A 26,428-nucleotide genomic window follows, 5' to 3' on the forward strand; every position below is an offset into this window, starting at 1 on the left:
TTCTCCTTTCTGCCAAACAAATGCTTAATAAGCATACCTGTTGCTAAATCTTTAAGGGATTGTCTTAGCGTATATGGACAGAATTACACTACGTTAAATGTGAGCCTTCGAGCCATTTATTAAATGGCGGCCATATCGAAGGGTATTTTTTAGTTTCCGCTAGAATTTTCTCACGAAGTTCAATTTCTCACCAGTTTTTTGAATTATAATTTCTTCCCAGAAATCTGCGCTTTTGAATTTATCCGATTTTTCATAATAGGAATCATACATTTTTTGCAAAGATTCATAACTGTGTTGCAAAAAACCTTTATTGCCATTTTTATGCACATAATAGTTAATCATTCCAGCGCCAAGCACACTTTCTGAACCAGGCATTTTGATTAATTTAAACTCGTCATGAATGATGATTTCAAATTTATATCTATCCGAGCTGTTTGCGTCGGTTAATTCAAATTCTAATTTGTCACCATGTTTTAGCACTGTTTTAAATTTAATTTCCCGTAAATCTTCAAGAGTTTTGATGCAAGATGCAATCTCGGAATTAAATTTTGGAACGTCATAACTGCTGTGGCTTAGCGGATTAAAAATAAATTTACGGTGGCTATCTAAGTTTTTGAACAAAGTTACATCCAGACCACTTTTTTGGGCATACTCAATACATTTTTGAATTTTTCCATCCAGGTTTAATTCTGTATAGTCCTTTGACAATTGCAATCTTTTGGGCAAAAATTCTGCACAGAAATTTTCCGCTTCTTTACGTAGAAAATTACCGGCCGCTTCATATTCTTTTTGGTAAAAGTATTTTTTTGCCTTATGCAAAAAGCTCTTGGATTCAATAACGATTGGCTGCGGTATGCCATCCTTTTCGTATTCATAAAGTTCCAATTGCTTCCATTTTTCGGATTGATTCAGTTTCTTAATTTTGTGTTTTGTCAATTCATAAAAATGACGGTCATGGGTCATGATGATTATTTGGTAATCGGAAAATTCGGTGAGAATATAATCCAAAACCACGTCCCGGTTACTCATGTCCAGACTGATTAAAAGGTCGTCCAAAACCAGAATTTTAGGCGCAGCAGAAAGATATTTTGCCTTCAGAACGGCGAAGCGCACGGATAGCGCAATAGCCGTGAGTTTTGCTTCATTTAAAAATATATGTGGTTTTCTTATACGGGTATGGCCTTCGTCAAAATAATCATTTTGATATTCAACAACAATTTTTAAAATTGGCTTTGTTAAAATACGGTATCCTTTCCTATCGCCGGGTCTTCCATAAATACATCGATTGTAATCAAATTTGATCCTATAGGGTTTCTTAAAATAATTATTTAGGATTTCATTGGATGTTTCCGTAATACTGTTCAAGAAAAATGTGAACTCGCTATTAAATTTTGATACCATTTTCTGAAATGTATTATATTCTTTTGAATATTTGTAATAATTATCCGGCTTGTTTTTTAAAAGATAAGTCCACCAATCGGCGGCGTTGTTATTACCGGTCGTTCCATCATAATGAACAAAGGGTTTTCTAAAACTAATGAAGGGCAATACTTCGCTTTCAAAAAGTGAAAACCATTCGATTTCCTGACTGTTGCGGAAATTGTGCATTCTGGAAAGAATTTTATAGTTCATTAAATCGCTGGCAAAGGCAGCTTCTTTTACCAGAGTGCCTGCTTTGGTATTGATAACATCTTTGGAAATCGTCTTTTCCGTTAATGTGCCGTCATCTGATTTGAATTGCACTTTAATGAAACTATCATCATTAATAGCAAAATGATTAATTAGGTTCTCTGGTTTGGATGAATCAAAGTATTTAGAAATTTCGGTGTTTTTTGATTTAAAGATGCTCTGAAGAAAAGTATAAATAGCCCAATAGATGCAGCTTTTGCCGCTTCCGTTTTCGCCGTAGAGCAAAATGTTCTTGCTCTCAAAATTGAGCGACACTTCGCCGTAAAAGAATTTGAAGTTTTTGAGTATAAGTTTGTTGATGCGCTGCATTAGCCAACCGCTTTAATAGGCCCGATTAAATCCGCCAGGCGGATATCCATCAGTTTAAGGTTATTCATAATCTCGTTGTCTTTTTGACGCAACTTTTGATAGACGCTTCGAATGGTTTTTATTTTTTCTTCTTCGCTTAAGCCTTCAATGGGCGGAAAATTATCATCTATACATTTTATAAATTCTATACCGGCTTTTTTTAGTTCATCTTTAAAATATACTTCTACTACCATCGCATCTATGACTTCCTTGATTATTATTGCTATATGCGAATTAGGAACATGGGTATTTATTTTTATATTTTCTAAAGAATATATAAAAACAATATAATTGACTAAATTAACAAACAATTTAATTATATTTATATTTGTTTCTGGAATTGGAATTGATTTAATTATATCCGTATTAATATTTAAGTATCCTCCTGCCATTTTTAGAGATAGATAATTATTACTGATATAAAAATTAATTAACCTAGAATTAAGTATGGCAGTTATGAAACAAAGAAAATCTCTATTCCCTATAACAATGGTTGTAGATTTTCCAGCATAGTATGAACCATTTTCATCAAAAAAAGCTTCAATAGAAATAGACATACCTGCTATAATAATTTTAGTTGATTTTGATTGGATAAATCTAGCTTTATTAATATTTATCAAATCTTGATGCTTGATTCTAGGATATTGATATTTTCTTTTAATGTATTGAGTATGTTTTTTCCCCCACAATGAAATATATGGGTCTATTGTGCCAGTATTTATAAAATAGAAACTATTGTTAAGTTCTTTTTTATCGATAATTACATTTTTAATCTGGTACGCTTCTGAAACTGTAGCAGATGCGGTTATAGATAAATTATTATACATTTCTAATTTTTTATGCTTATTAATATTTATTAATAAATTGAATAATTTTGAATCAAGAAAATATTTGTCCCAAAAAATATCATTTTTTCTTTCAAACAATTTTATGTTTATCCTACTTTGAATTTTATAACCATCTTTTATTTTTATAAATATCGTATTTTGAGATGGCGTAATCTTATTTTTTGCCAAAAGTATAGTTATTGGATAAACATCTGTATTCCTGAAAACATTAATTCTAGAATAATCCCTTATTTCTATTAATGACAAGGAATTTAAAAATAATCTTGCATCTTTTGCATATTTAGCACCAATTAATTTATTTGGTACAATAAATGAAAAAATTCCTTTATACTTTAGTAATTCGATTCCACGCTCTATAAATATGATAAACAAATCCCAATTACCTTTTGCCAATAAATAATTAAGTTTTAAGTAATCCCTATATTCTTTATTTATTTTTGTCATTTTTTCAGAATCAACATAAGGCGGATTCCCAATAACTATATCAAAATTCTTTGTACCAAGCATCCATTCCGAATCAAACCAATCGGTTTTGGAATGGTCAAAGGGATTCCAACTGCTAAGCATATAGGCGCGGGAATCTGTTCCTGTGTAAGACCTGAGTTGTTGTTTGAATATTTTATTCTGGATGCTTAAAAATTTTGTTTTTATTTCTTCCTTTTCCCGCCCCCAGCTTTGTAAGTATAACTTGCGTAATTTTTTCAACTCTTTTAATTCATCGTGGTTATCAAACAGATGCCCCTGGGCGCTCTCTTTGGGCAAACCAATTAGTGTATTGGCGGTTACAAATTTAAATTCCAGGTTGGGCAGCGGTTCCACGCCGCGGTTCGGTTTGTTTTCATCGATGTTTTCGTCCACAATCAAGGTTAAAAAACAACGCAGTTTGGAAATTTCCGCGGCGATGGGCTGGATATCCACGCCGAATAAAGAGTTTTGAATGATGCCTAATTTGCGGGCGTATTCAACCGTTGCCGTATCCAGTTTTTCTTTAATCTGCTTTTTAAGAATGGGATTATCTATGCGGCTAATTTGGCGTTCCTTCCACCACGATGCATTCGGATCCAGCTTTTGCAAAGCCATAACGATTTTTTGCATCACGCCAATGGGAAAGGCGCCGGAACCGCAGGCGGGGTCCAACACGGTTAATTTATCCAGGGCGTCCAATATTTTTTCTTTTTCATCCTGCCGAAAAGAGACGCTCTCATCCATTTTGAAGATGGGTCTTAACCGGTCTATTTCGATGCCGGATTTATTATTCAGATAATAGAGCAAGCTTTCCGTTGCCATATAATCCACAATTTCGCGGGGCGTGTAATAGCTGCCGGTCGCCTTTCGCGCCGTTTCGCCGCTGTCCGGATCGATTTCCGCCAACAGATTCTCAAAGATGCGGCCCAGCATTTCCGGGTCAACGCTTACTTCAATATCCACCACGGAATTTTCGTCAATGGTAAAATTGTATTTTTCCAGTTCCTGAAAAAATTCCAAAAACCATTCATCGGGTATTTTCAGCGTGTTTAAATTTTGGTTTAAACCGGTAACCGGATGCGGTTGGTAAAAATCATCGGGATGGGGTTCAAACAGACCGCCATTCAGGAAGGGTATCATTTCGCTGCCTTGCGGCAAATTATTCACTCTTTGATCAATGGGGGTATTAAGAATCTGGAAAAAGAGTCTTTCCAGAATTGTGTGATAATAATTTTTATTTTTCTTAACCGCCTGGCTGGATAAAAGCTCTTCTGGCAATAATGGAATACCGGAATCCGATTTTTTCATCTTAAGAAACCAGGAAAATATGATGCGACCAATTAGACGTACTGCAAATTCCTGGTAAATCTTATCTGAATCATTTTTGGTAGGATCAATATCAGGTAATTGTAAAAGTCTTTCATACTTTACTACTTTTTTACCTTTTCCGGCCGTGGCGCCCACCAACTGATAAAAATGACGGGCGACAATTTTGTAAAATTCTTCATTCAGCGCTTCAACACTAAAGGCATTGCGGATATCTTCCAGCGTTATCGGTTTGCCGGCTAAAGAATAAAGCCGGTCAACCGGTGTTTTGGTTTTTTCATCTTTGCCCAGTAAATAGGTGTATCGCTTAGGTTCTGTGGTTACCGTTGCCGGATTTCCGTCTTCATCTAAAGCCCTGATTTCGGATACAAATGATAAGCGCCATTTATCATTTTGCACAAAAACGATTAACGCGCCATCTACGTCATACTTGTAAACATGACGCAAAAGTTCGCGCAAACCGACCTTGTTGCGTTCCAGCCAAACATTGGGAAGCACGTTTACCTGGTACAAACCGATCAGGCGATCATCCGCCGTATGAAAACTTCCCAGCTCAAAGGCGGAATCCGCTTTATTGTTGGAAGGCAAAAGAATGGGCTGGGGTTGTTGGTGAAATTGTTTTGCGCCGAATACTTCAAATAAAACCGTTCGCCAAGCGTCTAAATTAAATGGTGCCGATAAAACTTGCTGTAATTTCTGCTTAGTCATCATGGTATAAATGTTTCCGTAATTACGATTTCCGGTGAAATATTTAAATCCAATTCTTGCAGATTTTGTTCGTCTGAATCATTGATTTCAAACGCATCATATTTTTTTGCTATTAACAGCAAAAGATTATCTGCCTGAGCATAAGTTAATTGCCGTTTGTCCAGTTTCTGGCGTATTTTCCGAATTTCATTCGGTAAAGGAGTATAGGTGCCTTTATCGATAAGCTCAATGAGATTTTGACAAATCGTTTTTACATTTTCATTTTTGCTTATACTTTTCATGTAGCGTAGAAATTTTTTAGCCTGCGCAGAGATAACATCCGCTTTTTCACTGGTGGTTACTTTTTCAGAACTTGAACTAAAAAAATCTTTTTCAAAAGTATCCAATGCTTTCTGTACATGATCATAATGTACTTTAGGCAATTCAAATCCCGGTTCGCCCGAAAGAGCTTCAAAAATTTCAGCGGCTTCCAAAAAGGTTAAGTTTTCAATGGAATCATCATTGATTAAATAAAACTCCATTTTGTAAGGTGATTTTAAGAAAACTACCGTTGCATTTTTAACTTCTTCTCTTTTAGCCTGTTTATTCTTGCGGGCCGTGCGGGCTTTTAAAGGGAATTGTTTGATGCGCTTAAACTCTTTGGGATTAGAATACTTGAATTCGCGGATGAAACGCAAGTATTTCAGCCTCTTGTCTTCGTCATCCGGCAAGCCTTCTTTGAAAAGTTCAAATTGTTCAACCAGTTCTTCATGGGTAAAAATTTGGGCGTCTTCGCCAAAGGCGGTATGAAAGCCCTGAAGTTTGACCAAGGCGTTATTGTATAAATTAATTTCTTCATCGCCTTGCTGCGACGGATAGAAATTATAATTATAAATAATACCGGCCGTACTGCCGATACGGTTAACGCGTCCGATACGTTGCATCAGGCGGGTGGCATTCCAGGGCGTATCGTAATTAACGATTACATTTGCCCGGTGTAAATTTATTCCTTCCGCCAAAACATCGGTTGAGATGAGAATTTTGTAATCATCCTTAAAGTCACCGGGATAATTGGCGTCAAAGTTTTGCTGAATGATTTCAAACAGTCTTCTACGATTTTCTGATGATATATTTAAAACTTTGATGTTTAGCTTTTCTTCAATTTTTTCTGCCAGATAATTGGCGGTATCCGTACTTTCGGTAAAAATAACCAACTTGCCGGAAGGATTTATTTCCGGTTGCAACAGTTCTTCTTCCAGAACCTGAAAAAAGGTCTCTAATTTAGGGTCGTGTTTAACCTTTTCCCATTCGGATACGAGTTCTTGTAATAATTCATAATCTTTTTTCAGGCCATCCAAAAATTCAGGATTAAAATCTTCAGGTGAAAAAATATTATTTCGCGGATTTTCGACGCTTATTTCGATAATCATTTGTTCGATATCTTCAAGGCTAACACCTTTTTCCATTAAATCATTTACATTTAAATCCGGTGCAATGAAGATTTTACCATTATCGAACATATCAATCATGCGTTTAGTTGCTTTGGTTAAATTATTCAAAGAGATGCGAAAAGCATGGAAGCTGCTTTCAAGCCGTTTAACCATAAGCGTTTTAATAATCCCGGCCAATGATTTAGACACCAATACGGCTTGATCATAATACATTTCTCTTAAATCTTCATTTAGAAAGCGGATGGCCTGATAACGCAAAAAGTTGATTTTATCATCATCCGTTAAATAGAAAATAGTATGATAAAACAGTTTACTCAGTTTTGTATCCATTTGATACAGCTTTGGTCGGGGTGGCGCTATTTCGGGGAAAATAATCCCTTGCTGCTTCATATCTTCAATATATTTCGGGTAGTTTTGCAAATCTTTTCGAGTTCTTCGAACCGTAATTTGCGCGATGAGTTTTTCACGGATAATTGTGTATAATTCACGTATTCTTTGAATATCGGGTTCATCTTGCCTGATAATTTCCCGATACTCTCTAATAATCGGGCCAAAAAAGTTTTGCAAATTTGTTACAGCCAAAGTGCTTCTGCGCGCGTCCTGAAACAACAATAGTTGATAATACAAATCTTGCGGGCGGTTATTTAATGGTGTAGCGGAAATCAGAATTACCTTTTTCTTAGTGCCCGGGATAAGACCTTCGCCATTGCGTGGCGCTTTACAAATTCGTTGCAAATTTGCGAACATTTGAGATGTGTGGTTTCGGTAACGGTGGGCTTCATCAACCAAAACCAGATCGTAATCTTCTTTTGGCCAATAATTAAGGTCTTTTCCATCTATCAATTTATCTAATCGGCCATTGGTGATAAACTTTGTATGACGATCAATGCCAAAATAGCGAAAAGTCGTTTTCCAGTTTTTTTCTAATGCGGGGGGATAAACTACAAGTATTTTTGTATTTAAAGAGCCGTTTGCTATAAGAAATCTTTTGGCAATCATAGCCGCAACAACCGTTTTCCCCAGACCAACTACATCGGCTAAGAAGAAGCCGTTGTGTTCAAGAAGCATCTGAAATCCCTGGTTGACAGCGTCAATCTGGTAACTGAGCTTTTTATAATTTTTAGGAAGATCGCCGACAGTATCGGGGTCATAATCAATATGTTTACCGAAATACTCAATGAGTAATTTTAGGTATAATTCTAATGGCGTAAACTTTTGTCCGATATGCGTTTTTTGTTTAAACTTCTGAATATCGGCTGGAAGGATAGGCGTTGAATTCTTCCAGAGCTCAAAAAATTCATTTTTTCCAAAATCAACATCATCAAAATCTTTTAAGGCAACATTAAGTTCATAATTAGGCGTCTTCTTTATGCCGAGTCCCGCTTCGGTAAGATTTGATGAGCCCATTATAATCCATCCGTCAGAATGCTCGGAATGATTTTCCGGAAGGAAGAGATAAAACTTAGCATGAAGCGATTTAGAGTTGTGTGCCCTAACTTCAATCCTACCTTCAATTAAATCATTAACAAATTTTAAAATACCTTCTTCAACTTCTTCGGAATATTTGGCTTCTTTGATATCCTGAATAAACCAGTTCAAAAATTCATGTTTGGTTTTATCATCGTCGCCAAAATAAAGCAAGCCTTTGCGTTGTGCTTCTGCAAACATTTGGTCAACGTTAATGCCAACTAGTATTTTAATTTCTTTTATATCTTTTAAATAAGGTTGTAACGCAAAATAACCGGATGAACGAAAGTAACCTACCACTGCATAGAATGCATAGAGGTCTTTCATATTTTCAATAATACCTTTAAACTTATCAAATAGATTTCGCTCGTTGGTATTTGTGAAGAATTTTGTAGACAAAGTATAGGAACCTTTCTATAAATTATTTAAAATTAAAAATTATGATTAATTACGACATCAAGCAATTTATAAAATTTAAAAATATTAACATTCATCATGTAATGGCGTATGTAATTATCATCATAATTATCTAGCATAATCAACAATTTTTCTATTAAAATATAATACTATTTATTTTTTTATCCTTCACAGTGAGTTTCTTTAAATAAGGTTTTACAATTTTCACAAATTACAATTATTCTGCCTGTTTTTCAAGCCTGACTTATTCCTCCTTTCCACCGGCAAAACAATGTAGCAAAATCCGGTTTATGAAAGAAAGCTTTTTAACAGCGCTTTACTGTGATCATCGGATCAAAAGTACTTATTGCGATTTAATTTACCCTGATTACCTTGTCCGCTTTCGTCATTATTTCTACAGTCATTTTCATCGTGCCAATCTGACCGATCAAAAGCTTTTCTGTCTTTCCGTAATGTTTTAAACATGTCCCGCAGGTAGCTATTTTTGTTCCTCTCTTTTCAAATTCTTTAAAAATCTCCAGTACATCACTACCTTCTATCGTTAAGTTTATCCCAGAATTTACACATCCTACAAAATCTATTTTGGTGTTTGAAGCTAATAGCTCACTTAAAAATGACTTCAGTAATTTTTTGCCCAGTTCAGGATCACCGTCGCCCATTTTATCCGAATTAAGGTACAAAAAAATCATTTTTTTTTATCTCCTTTCTAAATGTTGAGCATTACCTTAAGGCCGCCAATGAACAATTCGTCCAGATGGCCCTTTCAATAATTGACATTTTTGTCAGGGAGGTTTCCTGATCGTTTTTGGCCACATATTATCCATTTTTATGTTTAGCAATTGTTTCTGTAAAATCAGGTTTTACAGTAATCTCGCATTGCTACCTAATTCGCCTCTGCAATGATGGCCTACAAATTAATTTTGCTACATTAATCACATAGAATATATCGAGGAACGATAAAAGTATCAAAAGATTTTTAACGGAAAAATTAGCCTTTGCCCGATAAATCGGGATTGGGAATGAAAGATCGGGTTATAAAGCAACCACTTCTGCAACACAAAAATCTTCGCACGCTAAAGCATCAGATATTATGAATAAAGTATGCCAAGAAATGCTTCGCCAGCAATTTCTGTAAAAAAATCAACTTTTTTGTTGAAGTTAAATCTCGTCCATTCCGCAACTTCGTATCAGCTCATGAAAGATCAACGCAAAAGTAAAGCCCGTTTCGTTAAAACCTGTTCCCATGTCCGTATTTGAACAAAATAGATGCCAGAAGCCGCCTGCCTGCCGAAATCGTTTAAGCCGTCCCAGGTAAAAGACCAGCTCATGGCGTTCAGGTGGCGATTACGAATCAAAGTTCGTACCTTTTTACCATGAATATCAAAAATTTCGATGGTCACTTCCCCTGCCTGCGGTAAATCGAATTTGATCTGTGTGGACGGATTAAAGGGATTGGGGAAAATTTTGACCTGCCATTGGTCGGGCGTTTGCACATCGGAAGTTAATCCGGAAACCGTATTTCCGGAGCCGGGCGAGCCCAGGTCTCCGGCCGAGCCATCCCACGGAAGTTGCGAAACGCTCCACAGAGAAGGATCATTGTTGTCCTGATTCATTTCGCCGGAAAAATACATGGAAGCGCCGGTGGGATCGGGCCAGTTGGGGCCGCCGTCGTATTCCACACGATCGATTTCGGTGGTTCCATCGGCGGCAATCAGGACGATTTCGTCCGCGCTGTTGGCCAGGTCAATGCCGGAATATTGATAGGCCACATCAACGCCGCCATTGGTATTGATATCTGCATTGCGTCCCAGAACCAGGTATTCTCCCGGTTGAATAACCACGCTCTGGCCGATGGTGTGAATATCGGAATCCATGTCTTTGATCGTCCAGCCGTTTAAATCGATGGCCTGATCGCTGGCGTTGTAAATTTCGAACCATTCGCCATTGGAATCATAAACGGCGTCGGGATTTTGCATGATTTCGGTAATAACGATATCGCCAGGCTGGGCCGTACTGCCGCCTCCGCCACCGCCGGTGGTATCAGAGGATTCTTCAAAATAGGCGCGGCGCACCAGGGTGGAATCCAGAATAAAAGGATTCTTCTTATTGTCCTGATAGGGCGCAATTCTTTCGTTACGCTCCCGTTCACGGGCGTCAACCGTGTCGATATTGTGCCAACGTCGTAAGGTATATTTCTGAAGTTCAAAAAAACTGGTGTCTAATTGTTCCTTGTACATGGTGTAGATGTAAAAGATGGCCCGGGCGGCGTTTCCCTTGTGGTCTTCGCGCGGTTCAAACCAACCGTCGTAATCTTTCTCGCTGTATTCGTCAATGTAGGCATCCGGGATGACGGTTAAATAATAATCTTTGCGCCACCATTTGTCGGTGTCCTGATCGGGAATATCTTTAAAAGGATCGTTGCTGCGGGAAGAGTTTACCTGTTCCCGGCAGGGGAAGAGATGGTGTAAATCACTGTTGGCGTTTCCCGTATCTGTTCCATAGCTTTGCGGCCAGGTGTGTTCGGTATTCATGCCCTTGGTGTAGGCGTCGGTGCTGGGATCCTGCGTGGGGTCGATGTAAATGGTGTAGCTTGAGTACACGCAGCTTACGCTATCGTTGTAATTGTCAATCTCTGAAAACATGACATCCCTGGCTTCATCATAGCTTAAAACGGTTGCCGGTTTGTAATAAAAGCGCAGGCTGTCAATTAATTCCTGACCGGTGAGGCTGGGGAAAATACTTTCCTGGGCAAATAAGCCGGCAATGCTCAGCAAAAGCAGCAGTAAAAGTCCGTTAAATCTCAGTTTCATTGTATCCTCTTCAGTTTTTAATCCAAAAAATAGAACTTACTTTTAATTAAAAACAAGTTTAAATCTACATAATAATGCTCGTCAAAAAAAAGACAAATATCACTTTATTCGGCAGGCGTTAAGGAAAATGTCCATTTTTTAATGGAATAAAAAGGCCCGGCGGCAAGATATCCGCCAGACCTTTATCTCTGGTTAGAGGCTGGACCTGGCACACACTTGACACAGGGGGAATAATTTGTTAAATTTTCTACATGCAAATATATGGGAAAATTTTTAGCGAACCAATATTAAAACGTATTAATGCGATCATTGCCCGGCAGCCGCAGATATCTCGTAGGAAATTATCACGAGAGGTATGCGAACTGATGGACTGGAAATCTCCCAATGGGAAATTCCAGGAGATGAGCTGCCGTAAAGCCTTATTAGAGCTGGATCGGCGCGGTTTAATCAAATTACCAGAACGAAAAAAAAGCTATGCTTTTGAAAAAAAGAAAAAGCGTAAGCTTGATGTTCCAATCGCCTCCATTGAAGGCCATTTATCGGTTTTAGGCGAAATTGTAATCGAGCCGATCAAAAGCCGCTACAGCAAGGATTCGCGCGCATGGTTTCAGTTAATAGAGAATTTCCATTACCTTAAAAGCGCAAAACTTTGTGGCGCTCAGATTCGCTATATTGTAAAAAGCGAGAAGTATGGCTATATTGGCGCTTTAGGCTTTAGTTCAGCGACTTATAAATTACGAGCCAGGGATGCCTATATTGGCTGGAGCGAAAAGGCGCGAAGGGAGAATATCCAGTATGTGATCAGTAATGATCGTTTTTTGATCGTACCTACGGTTAAGGTCAAGAATCTGGCTTCATTTCTGTTGAGTAAAGCCTTGCAGCGTATTGGAACCGATTGGGAGAGTCGTTATGGTTATCGCCCGGTTTTGGTGGAAAGTTATGTGGATTCTAGTGTTTTCAAAGGCATCGGTTACCTGGCTTCCAACTGGCTTTATGTAGGAAATACCAGCGGTCGTCGTGACGGTATCGCCAAAAAGGTATTTCTTTATCCATTGCAAAGGAACTGGCGAAAGATTTTGTGTCAGGAGAGTGCGGACGGTTTAGGCCAAGGACGATTAATCAAAGACTCATCGAATTGGGCGGAGCGGGAATTTGGCAGCATTCGCTTATATGACAATCGTCTCAAACAGCGTTTGTACGCCATAGCGGATGACTTTTACAACAAGCCGCAGGCCAACATTCCGGAGGCCTGTGGTGGTAAGGCGCGCACGATGGGCGCCTATCGATTTTTTCAAAACGAGAAGGTAACCATGGATATTATTTTAGATGCACATACCGAGGCGACGATAGATCGCATAAAAGAACACAAGGTGGTTTTAGCGCCTCAGGACACGACCATTTTAGACTACAGCACGCATCCCATGACCAAAGACTTGGGGCCGACAAGCCATATAGATCACCAGAGCATTGGCTTGATTTTACATGATACATTGGCCTTTAGTGAGGATGGCACGCCGTTAGGCGTATTGGATGCCCAGGTATGGGCTCGTGATCCGAAGGATCGAGGCAAGACGCGTCGTCGGAAGGAATTACCCATTGAGCAAAAAGAGAGTATGAAATGGTTACGTAGTTATCGCCGGGTCAACGAGATCGCTAAGTTATGTCCGGAGACGCTTATCGTAAGCGTGGGCGATCGAGAGGCGGATATCTACGAATTATTTCATGAGGCTCAAAGGAAAGATAGCAAGGCAGGACTTTTGGTACGCGTGGGCAAGCGCCGCAATCGCAAAGTGGCCGGAATTGATCTGTGGGATTACATGTCCAGTCAAGAAGAGCGCGGTCAATTTCAAATTCATGTTCCTCGTAGGGGCAATATCAGGGCTCGTGAGGCCAAGATGTCCTTGCGTTATTCGTCGATAGACTTAGAACCGCCGAAACGATTTTCGTCCTCTAAGCCCATTAAGGTGTGGGCTGTTTATATCCGAGAGGTCGATCCGCCAGCTGATATTAAGAGTCCAATAGAGTGGATGTTATTGACCACGGTGTCGGTAGAGAATTTTACTGATGCCTATCAACGAGTGCAGTGGTACACTCGTCGTTGGGGTATCGAGATATATCATCGAACGCTCAAGAGCGGCTGCCGCATAAAAGATCGTCAATTAGGCAGTGCGGATCGTTTAGAGACGGCCTTAGCCGTGGATATGGTTGTAGCCTGGCGCATTTATCATATGACCATGTTAGGTCGTGAAATACCGGATTCGCCGGCGAGCGTATTTTTCAAAGAAGAGGAATGGAAAGCGTTGTATTGCTATGTGCATAAGACGCCCATAGCGCCGGAGGAGCCGATGAGTTTACGAGAAGCCATCCGTATGGTAGGTCAGATCGGAGGCCATTTAGGCAGAAAGAGTGATGGCGAGCCTGGCACAGTAACGCTCTGGCGAGGAATACAGCGATTGGATACGGCAACCGAGATGTATATTATTTTTACTTCAAGCCGAGACGGCCCATAACCCACGGTGCTATGTGTGGGTAAAGGTCAGGGTTAGAGGGGAGGGGTATTGCTCACACATTCTTTTTGCCGAAATCTTTGTCCAGTGGAATGAACGGTAAAATCAGAAAACCGGGGATGGTGGCGATCATCACCCAGATGAAAAAGTTATGATAACCGATCAGCTCCTGAATCCAGCCGGAGAACATGCCCGGTATCATCATGCCCAGGGCCATAAAACCGGTGGTGATGGCAAAATGGGCTGTTTTATGCCGACCCTGCGAGGCGTAAATCATGTACAGCATGTAGGCCGTAAAGCCAAAGCCGTAGCCAAACTGTTCAATGGCCACGCAAACGTTGATGATAAAAAGGCTATCTGGCTGGGCGGCGGAAAGATAGATGTACACCGCATCGGGTAAATTGATGGCAATTGCCATGGGCCACAGCCAGAATTTTAACCCGTGTCTGGCGGCTAAAAATCCGCCCAACAAACCGCCAAGAGTCAAAGCCAGAATGCCCACCGTACCATAAACAAAACCCACCTGGCCCGTGGTCAGAGCCAGCCCTCCGGCTTCCTGAGCGTCTAACAGAAAGGGAGAGGCCAACTTCACCAGCTGCGATTCGCCAAGCCGGTAAAGCAGCAAAAAGGCGATGATTAAACCGATGCGTTCTTTTTTGAAAAATTCAACGAACGTGGCGATAAATTCGCGTAAAATATTAGCCAGCCCCTCGGTTGCTCCGGGTTGATCGCTGGCCGGAAAAGGTAAAATCATTTTATGGTAGATGAAAAAGGCAATAAAGAGCGCAGCCATTAACAAAAAGGTGAGCGACCAGGCCAGAGGAATGTTGCCGGCTGTTGCCGTAAACGTGGCCATGGAGCGGTGTTTTAATTTGGGGTCTAACTGGATTACCGCAATGGCTGGTTTGTTCCAGTTTTGTTCATTAAAGATCAGGCGGCTGCCATAAGCGCTGCCTTCCAGCAGAAAAATACTCTTATCGCCCGCAGTACGGCCGAAATTGATCACCACCTCCTGATCCGCTTCCGGCTTATTCGAAAGGTAAAAATAAATCAAACCAATATTGCCGGTCAGGTCGCTTTCGAGGCTCGGATCGGCGTGGTGGCCAAAATTTTCTTTGATCCAGTTGCCCAGCGGTTCAGAGACGTGATTGGTCCACCACGATTTTTCGCTTTTACTTTTATGCACAAAACGCTGGTCGGGAACGGCAAAGCCGTGTTCAACATTCCATTGGCGTACAAAACTTAGAATGGAATCCGCTTTTTCTTTTTTTAGAGGAGTGGTCGGAACGATTAAAGTGTCTTCAGGGAAGTGCACAATGCGTAACTCTCCCTGCAGCGGCTCAATGGTCAGGCAATCCGGATTGACCATTTCAACCGTAGATTGACCGGGCTCGGCCAGCACGTTCAATTGAACGCTTTGCAGGCCGGTATTGCTCTCCAGATAACCGGCAAAGATAATCAAAAGTCCCTGTCCGGTAATCATGGCAAACCGATAAAAGGTGCTTCTGACGCCCACAAACCAGGCCTGCTGGCGCTGCGTCAAGCCCAGCATGTAAAAACCGTCGGCGGCAATATCATGAGTTGCCGAGCTAAAAGCCAGCAGCCAGAAAAAGATCAGTGTAAATTTAAAAAAGTTGGGCAGGGGAATGGTCAGGCCAACGCCTGCCAGCCCGGCGCCAATCAATAACTGCATGGCCAGAATCCAGAAGCGCTTGGTCTTAATCAAATCGACAATGGGGCTCCACAGCGGTTTAATCACCCAGGGTAGATAAAGCCAGCTGGTGTACAGCGCAATATCCGTATTGGAAACGCCAAGCCGCTTGTACATGATAACCGAAACCATCATCACAACAATGTAAGGAATCCCTTCGGCAAAGTAGATGGAAGGCACCCACAACCAGGGATTGCGCGACTCTTTTTTAGATGAATTAGAAGCCATTCCTAATAAATCCTTTTTAACTGACTGCCAGGGTAATAATGCATTACGATTTCTTGAGAAGTATGTCCGGTTAAAGACATGCCCAGGGCGCCGATCTGACACAGGCCAACGCCGTGGCCCCAGCCTGCGCCGCGATATTTAAAAGTTTGGGGAACGCCGTCTGCGTTCGCGTTTTGCGCTTCTATGATGATGGCCGAACTGTAGAGAAAAGAAGGATGCAGGCCAAGCCGGACATCATATTCTTTTTGCAGAATAAATTCTCTTTCCTGCCCGTTAGAATCCAGATACTTTACGCCTAACTTACCGATCCTGCCGGAACCGCCGCGTTTAATAGCGGTCATTGATTTGACCGCGCTGGCATTTAAGGCAAAATGGCGATTCAAATTGTTAACCAGCGTCTTTTGATCGATGGTAACCTCCCAGCGAAAGTAGTGGCCGGATTCGTCAACCTTGCCCAGGTAATTGTGCAAACTGTCTTCCGGCACCACATGCGGCGAACAAAAGGTTTTAGGCGTACTGTTCAGCCATTTGCGGAAATTATCTTCGTTGGAAAGCGGTTTTTGCCATTCCGCCGGTTCTTCTTCGGCGTCGGCTTTAACTTTAAAGTAGGGAAGGGGATCGCCTCCCCAGATGGTTTCAAAACTTTCCATCACTCCGCCGCAGCTTTTGGAATAACGCGCATCGCAGATTTGATCCTGAAATAGCAGCACCTGTCCGCGCGTATTTTCTGTGGCCATAATGGATTGTTCGCTCAAAAAGGTTGTGCCCTGATAGCGTTGACAGCAATCGTCATTGCAAACATCCATTCCTAGATGACGATGCTTTTGCTCCACATTGGCCAGCAGCCAGGAGCGCGCGGCAATGGTTTGTGCCTCCAGCAAGGCAATGGGACACTTTGGGCCCATCTCCGAAGTGGCCACACACATCAGATATTTTTCCATGGGCAGTTCATTTATCACGATCAGGTTGTTCTCTTGAAAGCGCAGAATGATGGCATCGGGCAGAATGACATTAATGTATTTTTTCCAGTGGAACCCCCGTCCGGCCACCACATTTTTTAAGGTTAGTCCCTGGCCGGGTTTTAAAGAATCCGATTTAAAAACGGGATAGATGCGTATTTCATTGGGCGCCAGGTAGTCCTGATCATTTATTTTGAAAAGAATGCCATTGCTTTGAAGTTTAAAAAATAGTTCGCTTTTGGGCCCCAGTAAAAAGTTTTTGCCAGAGAATTCAACCTGATAATCTTCATCTTCCGGCGTGGTTACCGCCAGGGAAGTATAATTATCTTCCGGCAAAACAATGCCCACATTAATCGTTGGTTCTTTGTCTGGAATAACGCCTTTTTGCAACATAAAAAGATCCTTATTTTTGGAACATTAAATATGCGTCAATACCAGCGCCCAGGGCCGGCGCTTCGCGCAGCCTGGAAACACTCAGGATTTTTCCCGGATCGGCGTAATGGTTTTTGGCCCTGTCATCCAGAAAGGGAGACTGCTGAATCAACATGTTAAGTCGTTCTTCCAGCGGCGCTTTTAATATCACCTTGCCGGCCTCTGATTGGATTAATTCTCCGAGCCGCTGGCCGAGAATAACACGTTCCAGCAAGGCTCCCAGGTAGGGATGTTTTTCGCTCAGGGGCGGCCGGTTGGGATTGACAAAGCCAAAAAGGTTTTTCCAGCCGGCGTAGAGCGTTACGATCCGTTCATAAAGCAAATCAGCCAGATTTTTAACAATCAACTCAAAGGTTTTTAAAGCATGGCTTTCATTTTTTAAAGCCAGCTCAGCAATTTGCAAGGGATAAACGCCCTGTTCGTTCAGTTCGGCCACTGATTTGCCGCTCATCTCGGCGTACAGCCTTTGCATGCCGCCCACCGAGGCAAACTGTTCAAGCGATCGGCCGTCAGCGGTTTTTAATTCCCACGTTTTGGCCATCCAGGATTTGGTTTGGTCAAAAGGAACGAGTTGATCTTTTAATTTCAAAGCGTCTGCCACGCCGGTGCCGCCGCCCAGATAGTAAGCGTTGGTCACACTTTTAAATTGTCCTTCGCTGGAATAGTTTTCACCGATTCCGCAGTAATCCGCGTCGCTGCCGATCCGCTGCAAAGGCTTAACATATTCAATGCCGGAGAGCTTCAAGCGCTTTTCGAGCATGTTAGCGTAATCAGGAATGCGCGGGCCATTGGCCACCACCTCAATACCGCGCAGGTCGGCGGTTTTAAGGCCTGGCATTCCAAGGCCAAACAGAACCTTGTTTTGGCCGGATTGGCGGGCAATATCTTCAATGACCAGCGCGCAGGCTTCCACATAAACCGCGCCCTGCTGTTCTTCCTCCGGCGTAATCCGTATTTTACCGGCATCGCGTTCTTTTAACTGGTCGGTAACGGGAACCGGTTTGAAATCGGGTAAAAATCCGGGCAATTCTGAATAAGAGCGGGTCGCGTTCCAGCGCCCCATGGTAAATTCCTTTTTTTGCGGATCGACCTGTACGTCCCGGGCGCTGACCTTGGTCGCGCCGCCGTCGATGCCAATTAGAATAAAATCCCTTTGATCCAATTTACATCCTTTCCTGCTTAGTTGCTGGCGGCGTTCAGTTTTTGGCGACGTTTAATGGCTTCGGCGCGCATAAAATCTTTGGCTTCGTCGTTGCGATCGATGGTAATTTGATCGATGTTGTGATCGGTTCCGCCGGAGTGACGAACCACCTCGTAAATGGCTTCCCACACGCGGCCGATGCGGTGGCGTTCGCTGACCTGCAGCACCATGTGGTAGTCTTCGCCGTAGTTGCGGGCAAAGGGTTCTTCATTCATGCTAAAACCGATCTCCCGAATTAACGGGATGGGTAAAGATCGCGGAGCGCCTGCGCCGTTAATGCGCAGCAGGTTGTTGCGACCGTTCTCTTCGGTCCATTCATCGTGTGTAACCACCGGCAAATCTTCCATTCTAAAATATCGGCCGTCGTCTTCCAGTTGCCATACTTCGTAAGACCCGATCACCATGCCAATTTTAGGATCGCTGTCGTAAACGGCCAATATCTTTTCCACGGCATCCGGTTTTAAACGATCGTCGGAATCCAGTTGCACGTAGTACTGGCCGCGAGCGATTCTGGCGCCCATATTCAGGCAAAAACCAATATTATTGATATCGTAAACCAACAGGCGAACTTCAGGTTTATCGGGATCGTACTTGTCGCCGCCAGATTGGTAACGTTTAACTTCTTCTACTGTCGGATCATCCGGCCCACCGTTAACCACTACAATAACTTCCACTTCTTTTACGGTCTGGGCCTGCACGCTTTCGATGGCGCTTCCGATGAATTGAGGACGATTATTAACCGGAATGATCACCGAAGCTTTTAAAGTGGCGTCTTTCGCCGGTTCAGGGCGTTCGGTGTAAAAAGCGCCGGGCGCCAGGTAGGCGTTAATGCGCTTCAGGTGTTCCGTAATCACCTTTTCCGCCTCTAACTGGCTTTCTTTACTGGCCAGTAAATAGTCGAATACGTTGTGTTTTTTTCCTCTGGAAACAACGCGGTAGAGCGAACCATTGTAACGATTGGCAATATGCACCAGTTCGTACTTTTCCGAAAGTCGCAGGCGAAGATCGTAAAGCGTATTGAATTTTAATTGAGGATCGGCTTTCCCGATTTGCTGCAGGGCCTCTTTGACAAAGAAAAAGACGCGTCCGTAATCCTGATTGTCGCGCACCCGGCCAATATGGTGTTTTAAAAGATGCAATTCCGTAACACGTCCGTCTTCTTCCAGCTCGTAATCGCTGTAGATCATACCTGCATTTTTATGATGAACTACCGATTCCAATAGCAAATCGATGGCCGCTTGTTTAAGGCGAATTTCGCTTTGCTGGTTATTGATGTAAAGGATGTACCTGCCCTGCGCCCTGTCGATGGCCGCGTTTAATTGCTCTCCCTGTGTCTGAGATTCGCTGACTTCAACCAGATTAAACAGCAGGTTGTTTTGGTTACCCGATGTCATTTCATTTTGATCCAGGGCCTGCGGCTTACTGGTGATTAACAATATTTCAATGTCATGATTGGTCTGCGAAAAAATGCTTTCAAGCGTGGGCAATAAACGTTGTGGTTCTTCCTGATGTAAAACAACCGATACATCGATTTTTTTCATGAAGCGCTCCTGAATTTAGTACATTAAATATTTTTCTCTTTTCATTTTAAATTGTTCAAGCTCATCCTGCCATTTTAAAGCGATTTCTGAAACGCTATGGCCGGCTTTCAAGTCCTCAATGATCCAGTTACAGCCGATGACTTTTTGGAACATGGAAACGCGATTTTCGAACTTAAACGGATCGTGCTGCGGATAGAGCTTTAACAGCGTTTGTAAAATATACAATCCGGTTTGATACGAATTGAAAGTGTGCGGATTGGTAATGTGTAATTGTACGCCCTGACAGACCTCTCCCTTGTAAGAGGCGTAATAGGGTTTAAAGTAGAGTGGTCTGAAAATTACGCCCGGTAAATTAAGCACATTTAGCTCACGGGCGAAATCATAGCCATCGATCCATGGCGCGCCAACCAATTCGAACGGTGAGGTGTAGCCAACGCCTTCGGAAATGGTACGTAATTCGCCAATGGTTCCCGTGGCGCCCATGTAGAGAATGGTTTTCCAGTGGGGAACATGCGGCGAGGTGGGCACCCACAACAGCCCGGTTTGATCCCATAGCATATCGCGTGTCCAGCCGACCATGGGCACAACCTGCAGATCGCAGTGAATATCGAACTCCTGATTAAAATACCGGGCCAGCTCGCCAATGGTCATGCCATGCCGGTAGGGGATGGGGTACAGTCCTACAAAAGATTCAAAACCTTTTTCAACTAAATTGCCTTCTATTCTAATGCCGTCAATGGGATTGGGGCGATCCAGCACAATAACCTGTTTGCCGGATTCGGCGGCCGCTTCCATGACCAGCGCCATGGTGTAGATGTAAGTGTAGCCTCGCAGCCCGATATCCTGAATATCAACAAGAATAACATCAACGTTTTCCAGCATCTTTTTAGTGGGCTTTTTGTGCGCGCCGTACAGACTAAAAACCGGCAACCCTGTATGTGGATCGATTTCGTTTTTTACGTGTTCGCCGGCGTAAATGGCGCCGCGAATGCCATGCTCCGGACCAAAAAGAGCCGTAAGATTGATTGTTTTGTCTTCAAACAATATATCCGCCGTGCTTTTTAAGCGGGAATCAACCCCGCTGGGATTGGTCAATAAAGCCACGCGTTTGCCCTTAACCAGCGATTTATAATTGGTTAAAAAATTCTCGATGCCTAAAATCACTTTTTGGGGCGAGATTTTTTCAGCGTCTCGCTTTGGGGTTACGCCTTTGGTAAGCCTGGCCTGGCAGCCGCTAAAAATAAAAATGGCGCCCACAAAAAATAAAAAAATCAATTTTTTCATCATTCAAGCCCACAGTTTATTAAGAAACTAAACAAACTTTGAAAAGATAAGAATATCTTTCATAAATTACAAGAATTTTTGCATTCCTGAAGAGTGAATTCTAAGCCAGCACAGCTGCAACCAAAAACGAACCACCAAGATCGCAAAGAAGCCACAAAGCGCGCAAAGACTTTTTCACGCAACCTTTTCTGTCCAGCGTCAGCTGAAACGGGAACGCAAATATCGAAAAGGAAAAATAGAACTGTATCTCAATATGTAAGCGTGCGTAAATTGTTGTTCTGTTTTTAAAACTCATCCCCCATCGATTTGCTTAGTTTTCGTCTTACGCATTACATTTTTTGCAGAAAATATTCTAAGGCAAAGCGCAAATAGGAGAGGGCATTAACGCACCTAACGGCATGTCTTTTTTTACCGATTAAAGTTTTCTTTACGTTGGGTTTATTGTATTTTGCAATTTGCGACTTATCGCCTTATATTCTGCGCTGGTTTTAATAAAATTACACAAATGCAAATGAATATGAAACAAAAAATGCAGTTAATTCCGGCTATTGATTTAATCGACGGGCAGTGCGTACGCCTTACGCGCGGCGCTTATGATTCCAAAACGGTTTATTCACGTGACCCGCTGGAGCAGGCGAAAATATTCGCCGGGGCTGGCTTTAAACGCCTGCATCTGGTTGACCTGGACGGCGCCCGGCTGGGACGCGTCATCAATCTGAAAGTACTGGAAAAAATCAAGCAAAACACCAGTCTGGTTGTAGATTTTGGCGGCGGCGTTCGCACGACCTATGATGTGCAACAGGTATTTGACGCCGGCGCCGATTTTCTGACGGCCGGCAGCATTGCTGCTAAAAATTCCGCGCTGGTGGAAAACTGGATGCAAAAGTTTGGCGGCGAGAGAATTATTCTGGGCGCCGACGTGAAAGGGGAGCGCATCGCCATCCACGGCTGGCAGGAAGAAGCGTCATGGACAATTTATGACCTCATTGCATTTTATCTGCCCAGAGGCGTTAAAACGGTGATCTGTACGGATGTCGATAGAGACGGCATGCTGCAGGGGCCCAATGTGGAACTTTACCATCAGTTGCGCAAACGCTTTCCAGAGCTAAAGATCATTGCCAGCGGCGGGGTGAAGGATGTGGACGACTTTGCCGCGTTGCAACAGGCTGGCGTTAATGGCGTGATTTTTGGGAAAGCCTATTACGAGGGCTTTATTCAACTGGAAGAACTGAAGGATTACCTATGTTAACCAAACGCATCATTCCCTGTCTGGATGTTAAAGACGGTCAAACGGTAAAGGGCGTCAACTTTGTTCAGCTCCGGCAGGCCGGCGATCCGGTAGAATTAGGTAAAGCCTATGCTGAGCAGGGCGCCGATGAGCTGGTGTACCTGGACATTACCGCCACGGTAGAAGGGCGCCGGACATTTGTGGAACTGGTAAAGAAAGTGGCGCTCAATCTGAATATTCCATTCACGGTTGGAGGCGGAATTAAAAGCGAAGACGATGTACGGCTTTTGTTGGACGCCGGCGCAGATAAAGTTTCCATTAATTCGGCGGCCGTGCGCGACCCTGATTTGATTGAACGATTGGCCTTGGCTTTCGGCAGCCAATGCGTGGTGCTGGCCATTGACGCCAGAAAAGTTGGCAGCGGCTGGCTTGTTTATGTGGATGGCGGACGAACGCCCACGAAGTTAGACGCCGTTCAATGGGCCAAAGAAGGCGTGCAGCGCGGCGCGGGTGAAATTTTGCTCACCTCCATGGATCATGACGGCACCAAAAACGGTTTTGCCGTTGAATTAACGCGAACCATCTCCGAAGCGGTTGCCGTGCCAGTCATTGCTTCCGGCGGAGCGGGCAAAAAAGAGCATTTTGTGGAAATTTTTCAGCAGGGCAAAGCCGATGCCGCCCTGGCCGCCAGTATCTTTCACTTCGGAGAAATTCCCATTCCCGAATTAAAACAATTTTTAAAAAAACAAAATATTGCGGTGCGTTTATGAAGTTAAATTTTAGCAAAAACAACGGTCTGATTCCGGCCATCGTCCAGGATGCCAACACCGGCAGGGTGTTAATGCTGGCCTACATGAATGATGAAGCATTACAAAAAACAAAAGAGAGCGGTTTGGTTACTTTTTTCAGCCGCAGCCGACAAAAACTATGGACCAAAGGCGAAACATCTGGAAATTATTTAAAATTGAGGGAAATTCTACCCGACTGCGACGGCGACACTTTGCTCATTAAAGCTGTGCCTACCGGACCGGTTTGCCACACCGGTAGCGACACCTGTTTTTTTGAAGAAAATCAATCTTCCATCGATTTTTTAAATCAACTGGAAGCATTGATTGAAAGCCGGAAAAAAGAACTGCCAGAAGGATCCTACACCACGCATTTATTCAAAAAAGGAATAAAAAAGATCGCCCAAAAGGTGGGCGAGGAGGCCACGGAAGTGGTGATCGATGCGGTCACCAACAACAAAGAACGTCTGCTGCAAGAAACGGCCGATTTAATGTACCATTTGCTGGTGCTGTTAAAAGCGCACGATTTAAGTCTGGGAGATGTGGCTCAGGTGCTGGAAAAACGTCACGGTTAGATTTTAACAGGTCTGTTGGCAATATTTCCTTTGCAGGCGAACACCGCAGATACTCACCAAAAAGTAAAAACTCTGCGTCAATCTGAGCGATCTGCGAAAAGCGCATTTTCATGCTCTGCTGTTAAGCTTTTTATTGCACGCAGATTTTGCAGATGATCGCAGAAAAAATCATAAAATTTAAACAATTTTAAATATTTCTTGTAGTTTGGCTGTGCTTTAAACTCACCCCCTATCATACAAGGGATTCTTCACTACGCTGGCGCTCTGTTCAGAATGACTTCCAAACAAATGAAAAAGGCTGCCATCAGGCAGCCTTTAAAAGTGGAGCTGAGGGGATTCGAACCCCTGACCTCTTGAATGCCATTCAAGCGCTCTCCCAACTGAGCTACAGCCCCGTGATTTTTGAGTTCCCAAATATAATCAAATAAACAAATGGTGTCAACTACAATTTTATCCGCCCTTTTCATTTTTGATTTTATCGGTCACAAACGTTACATTTGACGTGCTGAGGATTTTTACTATTTTTTTGGAGGCGTAATGAAAAATTTAATTCTCTGGTTCAGTTTGCTTTTTATCTTTTCTTTCAATTCGCTGTTTGCGCAGTATTACGACGCCATTTCTATTGATCGGCCGGGACAATCCAATACTTACACAACGTTGAAAAAAATGCGCTTTCAAATCGAAAGTGGGTTTACCTACACGGTGGACAAAAATTTTCCCGGCAATGAAAATCTGGAAATGGTTAAAATGCAAATGGCCAGTACCACCTTGCGCTTTGGTTTAACCAAGAAATTTGAATTGCGCCTGGGCAGCCAGTTTACCTATCAGCGGGAAAAAATTCTCGATCAAAAATCTTCAATCAGCTCTATTGAAGGGCTTAACCTGGGCGCCAAACTCAGAGTGCTGGAAAGCAAAGGCATTATTCCTGATGGCGCGCTGCTAATGACGGTTGGCTTACCGGTGGGGTCAAAAGAGCTAATTTCCGATAAAGTTGAACCGGGGGCGACGTTCATCGGATCGCATCCTTTGAGCGAGGCCGCGCGTTTTGAGTACAATGCAGGCTTTACCTATCGCAATGCAGACTTTATGGAATATTTTTATTCGCTGGTGCTAAGCGTCAATTTTTCAGAACAAACATCGGCATTTATCGAAGTGGCGCGCACGGATCCGGCAAAAGGCGAAGCGCTATCTGTCTTTGATTTTGGTATCAGTGTTCTGACCAGTCGAACAGTTATCTTTGACATTTACGGAGGTAAAGGGCTAAACAAAGAAGCGCCTGACTGGTTCATCAGCGTGGGTGGTGGAATCCGCCTGCCCAGATAGGAGAATACGTCAACACTAACTGGACATAATTCGTTTAGTTTTTTTAATTTGCATTTAACTGATCAAAAGTTGTTGGTTGCGGTTGTACCGCTTCTGATTTTCAGTATTAATGAGCTTTAAAACAACAGTCCTGAAAAACATTAAAAATCTTTAATGCAGGCGCCCCATGATGGGCGAAAAAACAGGGTGTTTTAATTGAATCCATTCCATTAATCCCGTAAATTGTCGCATTTAAAAAATCAGACTATTAATTCAGGAGGAGTAAATGAAAATTATTGACGTGGCGGGTATTAAAATCGGCCCGGGACATCCACTGGCGCTCATTGCCGGACCGTGTGTAATCGAAAGCGAAGATATTGTTTTAAAAACGGCAGAACAGGTAAAAGCGATTGCCGATAGACTGGACATGCCATTAATTTTCAAATCGTCCTATTTAAAAGACAACCGATCTTCTGCGGAATCCTACCAGGGCCCGGGTCTGGAAAAGGGTTTGAAGATACTGCAAAAAGTAAAAGATACGTTCGGCATTCCGGTGCTTTCCGATATTCATGATGCGCACGACGCCGAAGCCTGCGCGGAAGTGCTGGATGTTATTCAGGTGCCGGCCTTCCTTTCCATGCAAACAACGCTTTTGCTGGCTGTGGCCCGCACAGGTAAGGTGATCAATGTAAAAAAAGGACAGTTCCTGGCTGCATCGGACATGCAGACGGCCATTAACAAAATAACCGGTCAGGGCAACGACAGAATATTGCTGACCGAGCGTGGTACGTTTTTCGGCTATCACAATCTGATCGTTGATATGCGAAATCTCAAAATCATGCGCGATCTTGGCTATCCGGTGGTGCTGGATCCCACGCATGCCATTCGAAAATACGGCGTCAGTAGCAGCGATCCACGCGGCGGGGCTAAAGAGTTTATTTTTGGTTTAACGCGAGCCGGCGTTGCCGCCGGTGTAGATGCGCTGTTCATCGAAACCCATCCCGATTGCGATGGCGCCCTGTGCGATGCGGCCAGCATGCTTCCCTTGCAAAAACTGGAAGAGCTGCTCAAACAGGCCAAAGCCATCGATGAACTGATCAAACCCCATTTGCCATTTGATGAAACCGGTCTTTACGATTATAAAAATTATTCAGGAAAATAAAACAG

17 protein-coding genes and 1 tRNA gene are annotated in these 26,428 nt (G+C 42.8%); 6 read left to right on the forward strand and 12 right to left on the reverse strand.

Translation table 11 applies throughout. The features are described from left to right. Positions 1 to 159 precede the first annotated feature (159 nt). From Cabys_RS09200 to Cabys_RS09220, 5 genes are all read right to left on the reverse strand, one after another. Positions 160 to 1,998, reverse strand: coding sequence for an ATP-binding protein (locus Cabys_RS09200; protein ID WP_006930061.1), 1,839 nt, complete (start codon positions 1,996 to 1,998; stop codon positions 160 to 162). Further along, positions 1,998 to 5,387, reverse strand: coding sequence for an Eco57I restriction-modification methylase domain-containing protein (locus Cabys_RS09205; protein WP_006930062.1), 3,390 nt, complete (start codon positions 5,385 to 5,387; stop codon positions 1,998 to 2,000). Before Cabys_RS09205 ends, Cabys_RS09200 begins: the two co-directional genes overlap by 1 nt. Beyond that, entirely contained in the window at positions 5,384 to 8,608 is a 3,225-nt protein-coding gene (locus Cabys_RS09210) for a helicase-related protein (protein ID WP_217183946.1), read from the reverse strand. Before Cabys_RS09210 ends, Cabys_RS09205 begins: the two co-directional genes overlap by 4 nt. Positions 8,609 to 9,051: 443 nt before the next feature. After that, the gene (yedF, locus tag Cabys_RS09215; RefSeq protein ID WP_006930064.1) at positions 9,052 to 9,387 is read right to left on the reverse strand and encodes a sulfurtransferase-like selenium metabolism protein YedF; all 336 of its coding nucleotides are present in this window, start codon (positions 9,385 to 9,387) and stop codon (positions 9,052 to 9,054) included. Positions 9,388 to 9,900: 513 nt separating this feature from the next. After that, entirely contained in the window at positions 9,901 to 11,508 is a 1,608-nt protein-coding gene (locus tag Cabys_RS09220) for a lamin tail domain-containing protein (protein WP_006930065.1), read from the reverse strand. Positions 11,509 to 11,759: 251 nt separating this feature from the next. Here Cabys_RS09220 and Cabys_RS09225 point away from each other — a divergent pair, with 251 nt between their 5' ends. After that, positions 11,760 to 14,018, forward strand: coding sequence for an IS4 family transposase (locus Cabys_RS09225; protein WP_006929874.1), 2,259 nt, complete (start codon positions 11,760 to 11,762; stop codon positions 14,016 to 14,018). Positions 14,019 to 14,070: 52 nt separating this feature from the next. On the opposite strand, the gene Cabys_RS09230 is transcribed toward Cabys_RS09225, so the two are convergent. The 6 genes from Cabys_RS09230 to Cabys_RS19790 all read right to left on the reverse strand — a co-directional run bounded on the left by Cabys_RS09230 (position 14,071) and on the right by Cabys_RS19790 (position 21,666). Continuing rightward, the gene (locus Cabys_RS09230) at positions 14,071 to 15,954 is read right to left on the reverse strand and encodes an MFS transporter (protein WP_006930066.1); all 1,884 of its coding nucleotides are present in this window, start codon (positions 15,952 to 15,954) and stop codon (positions 14,071 to 14,073) included. A gap of 2 nt (positions 15,955 to 15,956) precedes the next feature. Continuing rightward, positions 15,957 to 17,306: a SpoIID/LytB domain-containing protein gene (locus Cabys_RS09235; protein WP_006930067.1), complete on the reverse strand. Its 1,350-nt coding sequence runs from the start codon at positions 17,304 to 17,306 to the stop codon at positions 15,957 to 15,959. A 10-nt stretch (positions 17,307 to 17,316) separates the two neighbouring features. Next, the gene (locus Cabys_RS09240) at positions 17,317 to 18,507 is read right to left on the reverse strand and encodes a hypothetical protein (RefSeq protein ID WP_006930068.1); all 1,191 of its coding nucleotides are present in this window, start codon (positions 18,505 to 18,507) and stop codon (positions 17,317 to 17,319) included. A gap of 17 nt (positions 18,508 to 18,524) precedes the next feature. Further along, positions 18,525 to 20,087 (reverse strand): glycosyltransferase family 2 protein, encoded by a 1,563-nt coding sequence (locus tag Cabys_RS09245; protein WP_006930069.1) that lies wholly within the window; start codon positions 20,085 to 20,087, stop codon positions 18,525 to 18,527. A 15-nt stretch (positions 20,088 to 20,102) separates the two neighbouring features. Beyond that, positions 20,103 to 21,374, reverse strand: coding sequence for an exo-beta-N-acetylmuramidase NamZ family protein (locus Cabys_RS09250; protein ID WP_217183949.1), 1,272 nt, complete (start codon positions 21,372 to 21,374; stop codon positions 20,103 to 20,105). Between the two features lie 97 nt (positions 21,375 to 21,471). Continuing rightward, the gene (locus tag Cabys_RS19790; RefSeq protein WP_150125328.1) at positions 21,472 to 21,666 is read right to left on the reverse strand and encodes a hypothetical protein; all 195 of its coding nucleotides are present in this window, start codon (positions 21,664 to 21,666) and stop codon (positions 21,472 to 21,474) included. Between the two features lie 216 nt (positions 21,667 to 21,882). Here Cabys_RS19790 and hisA point away from each other — a divergent pair, with 216 nt between their 5' ends. Genes hisA through hisIE form a run of 3 tightly spaced genes read left to right on the forward strand, consistent with a single transcriptional unit; the run spans position 21,883 to position 23,959 of the window. After that, on the forward strand, positions 21,883 to 22,620 hold the full coding sequence (hisA, locus tag Cabys_RS09255; protein WP_006930071.1) for a 1-(5-phosphoribosyl)-5-[(5-phosphoribosylamino)methylideneamino]imidazole-4-carboxamide isomerase: 738 nt from the start codon (positions 21,883 to 21,885) through the stop codon (positions 22,618 to 22,620). Further along, positions 22,614 to 23,369, forward strand: a complete 756-nt coding sequence (gene hisF, locus Cabys_RS09260; RefSeq protein ID WP_006930072.1) for an imidazole glycerol phosphate synthase subunit HisF — start codon at positions 22,614 to 22,616, stop codon at positions 23,367 to 23,369. Before hisA ends, hisF begins: the two co-directional genes overlap by 7 nt. Next, positions 23,366 to 23,959, forward strand: a complete 594-nt coding sequence (hisIE, locus tag Cabys_RS09265; protein WP_006930073.1) for a bifunctional phosphoribosyl-AMP cyclohydrolase/phosphoribosyl-ATP diphosphatase HisIE — start codon at positions 23,366 to 23,368, stop codon at positions 23,957 to 23,959. Before hisF ends, hisIE begins: the two co-directional genes overlap by 4 nt. Positions 23,960 to 24,281: 322 nt before the next feature. On the opposite strand, the gene Cabys_RS09270 is transcribed toward hisIE, so the two are convergent. Continuing rightward, positions 24,282 to 24,354 (reverse strand) — tRNA-Ala (locus Cabys_RS09270). 142 nt (positions 24,355 to 24,496) lie between these two features. Here Cabys_RS09270 and Cabys_RS09275 point away from each other — a divergent pair. Together Cabys_RS09275 and kdsA are read left to right on the forward strand one after the other, a co-directional pair. Then, the gene (locus tag Cabys_RS09275) at positions 24,497 to 25,282 is read left to right on the forward strand and encodes a transporter (protein ID WP_006930074.1); all 786 of its coding nucleotides are present in this window, start codon (positions 24,497 to 24,499) and stop codon (positions 25,280 to 25,282) included. A gap of 265 nt (positions 25,283 to 25,547) precedes the next feature. After that, positions 25,548 to 26,423, forward strand: coding sequence for a 3-deoxy-8-phosphooctulonate synthase (kdsA, locus tag Cabys_RS09280; protein WP_006930075.1), 876 nt, complete (start codon positions 25,548 to 25,550; stop codon positions 26,421 to 26,423). The last annotated feature ends 5 nt before the right edge of the window (positions 26,424 to 26,428 follow it).

This window comes from Caldithrix abyssi DSM 13497 (assembly GCF_001886815.1).
In the GTDB taxonomy this organism is placed as follows: domain Bacteria; phylum Calditrichota; class Calditrichia; order Calditrichales; family Calditrichaceae; genus Caldithrix; species Caldithrix abyssi.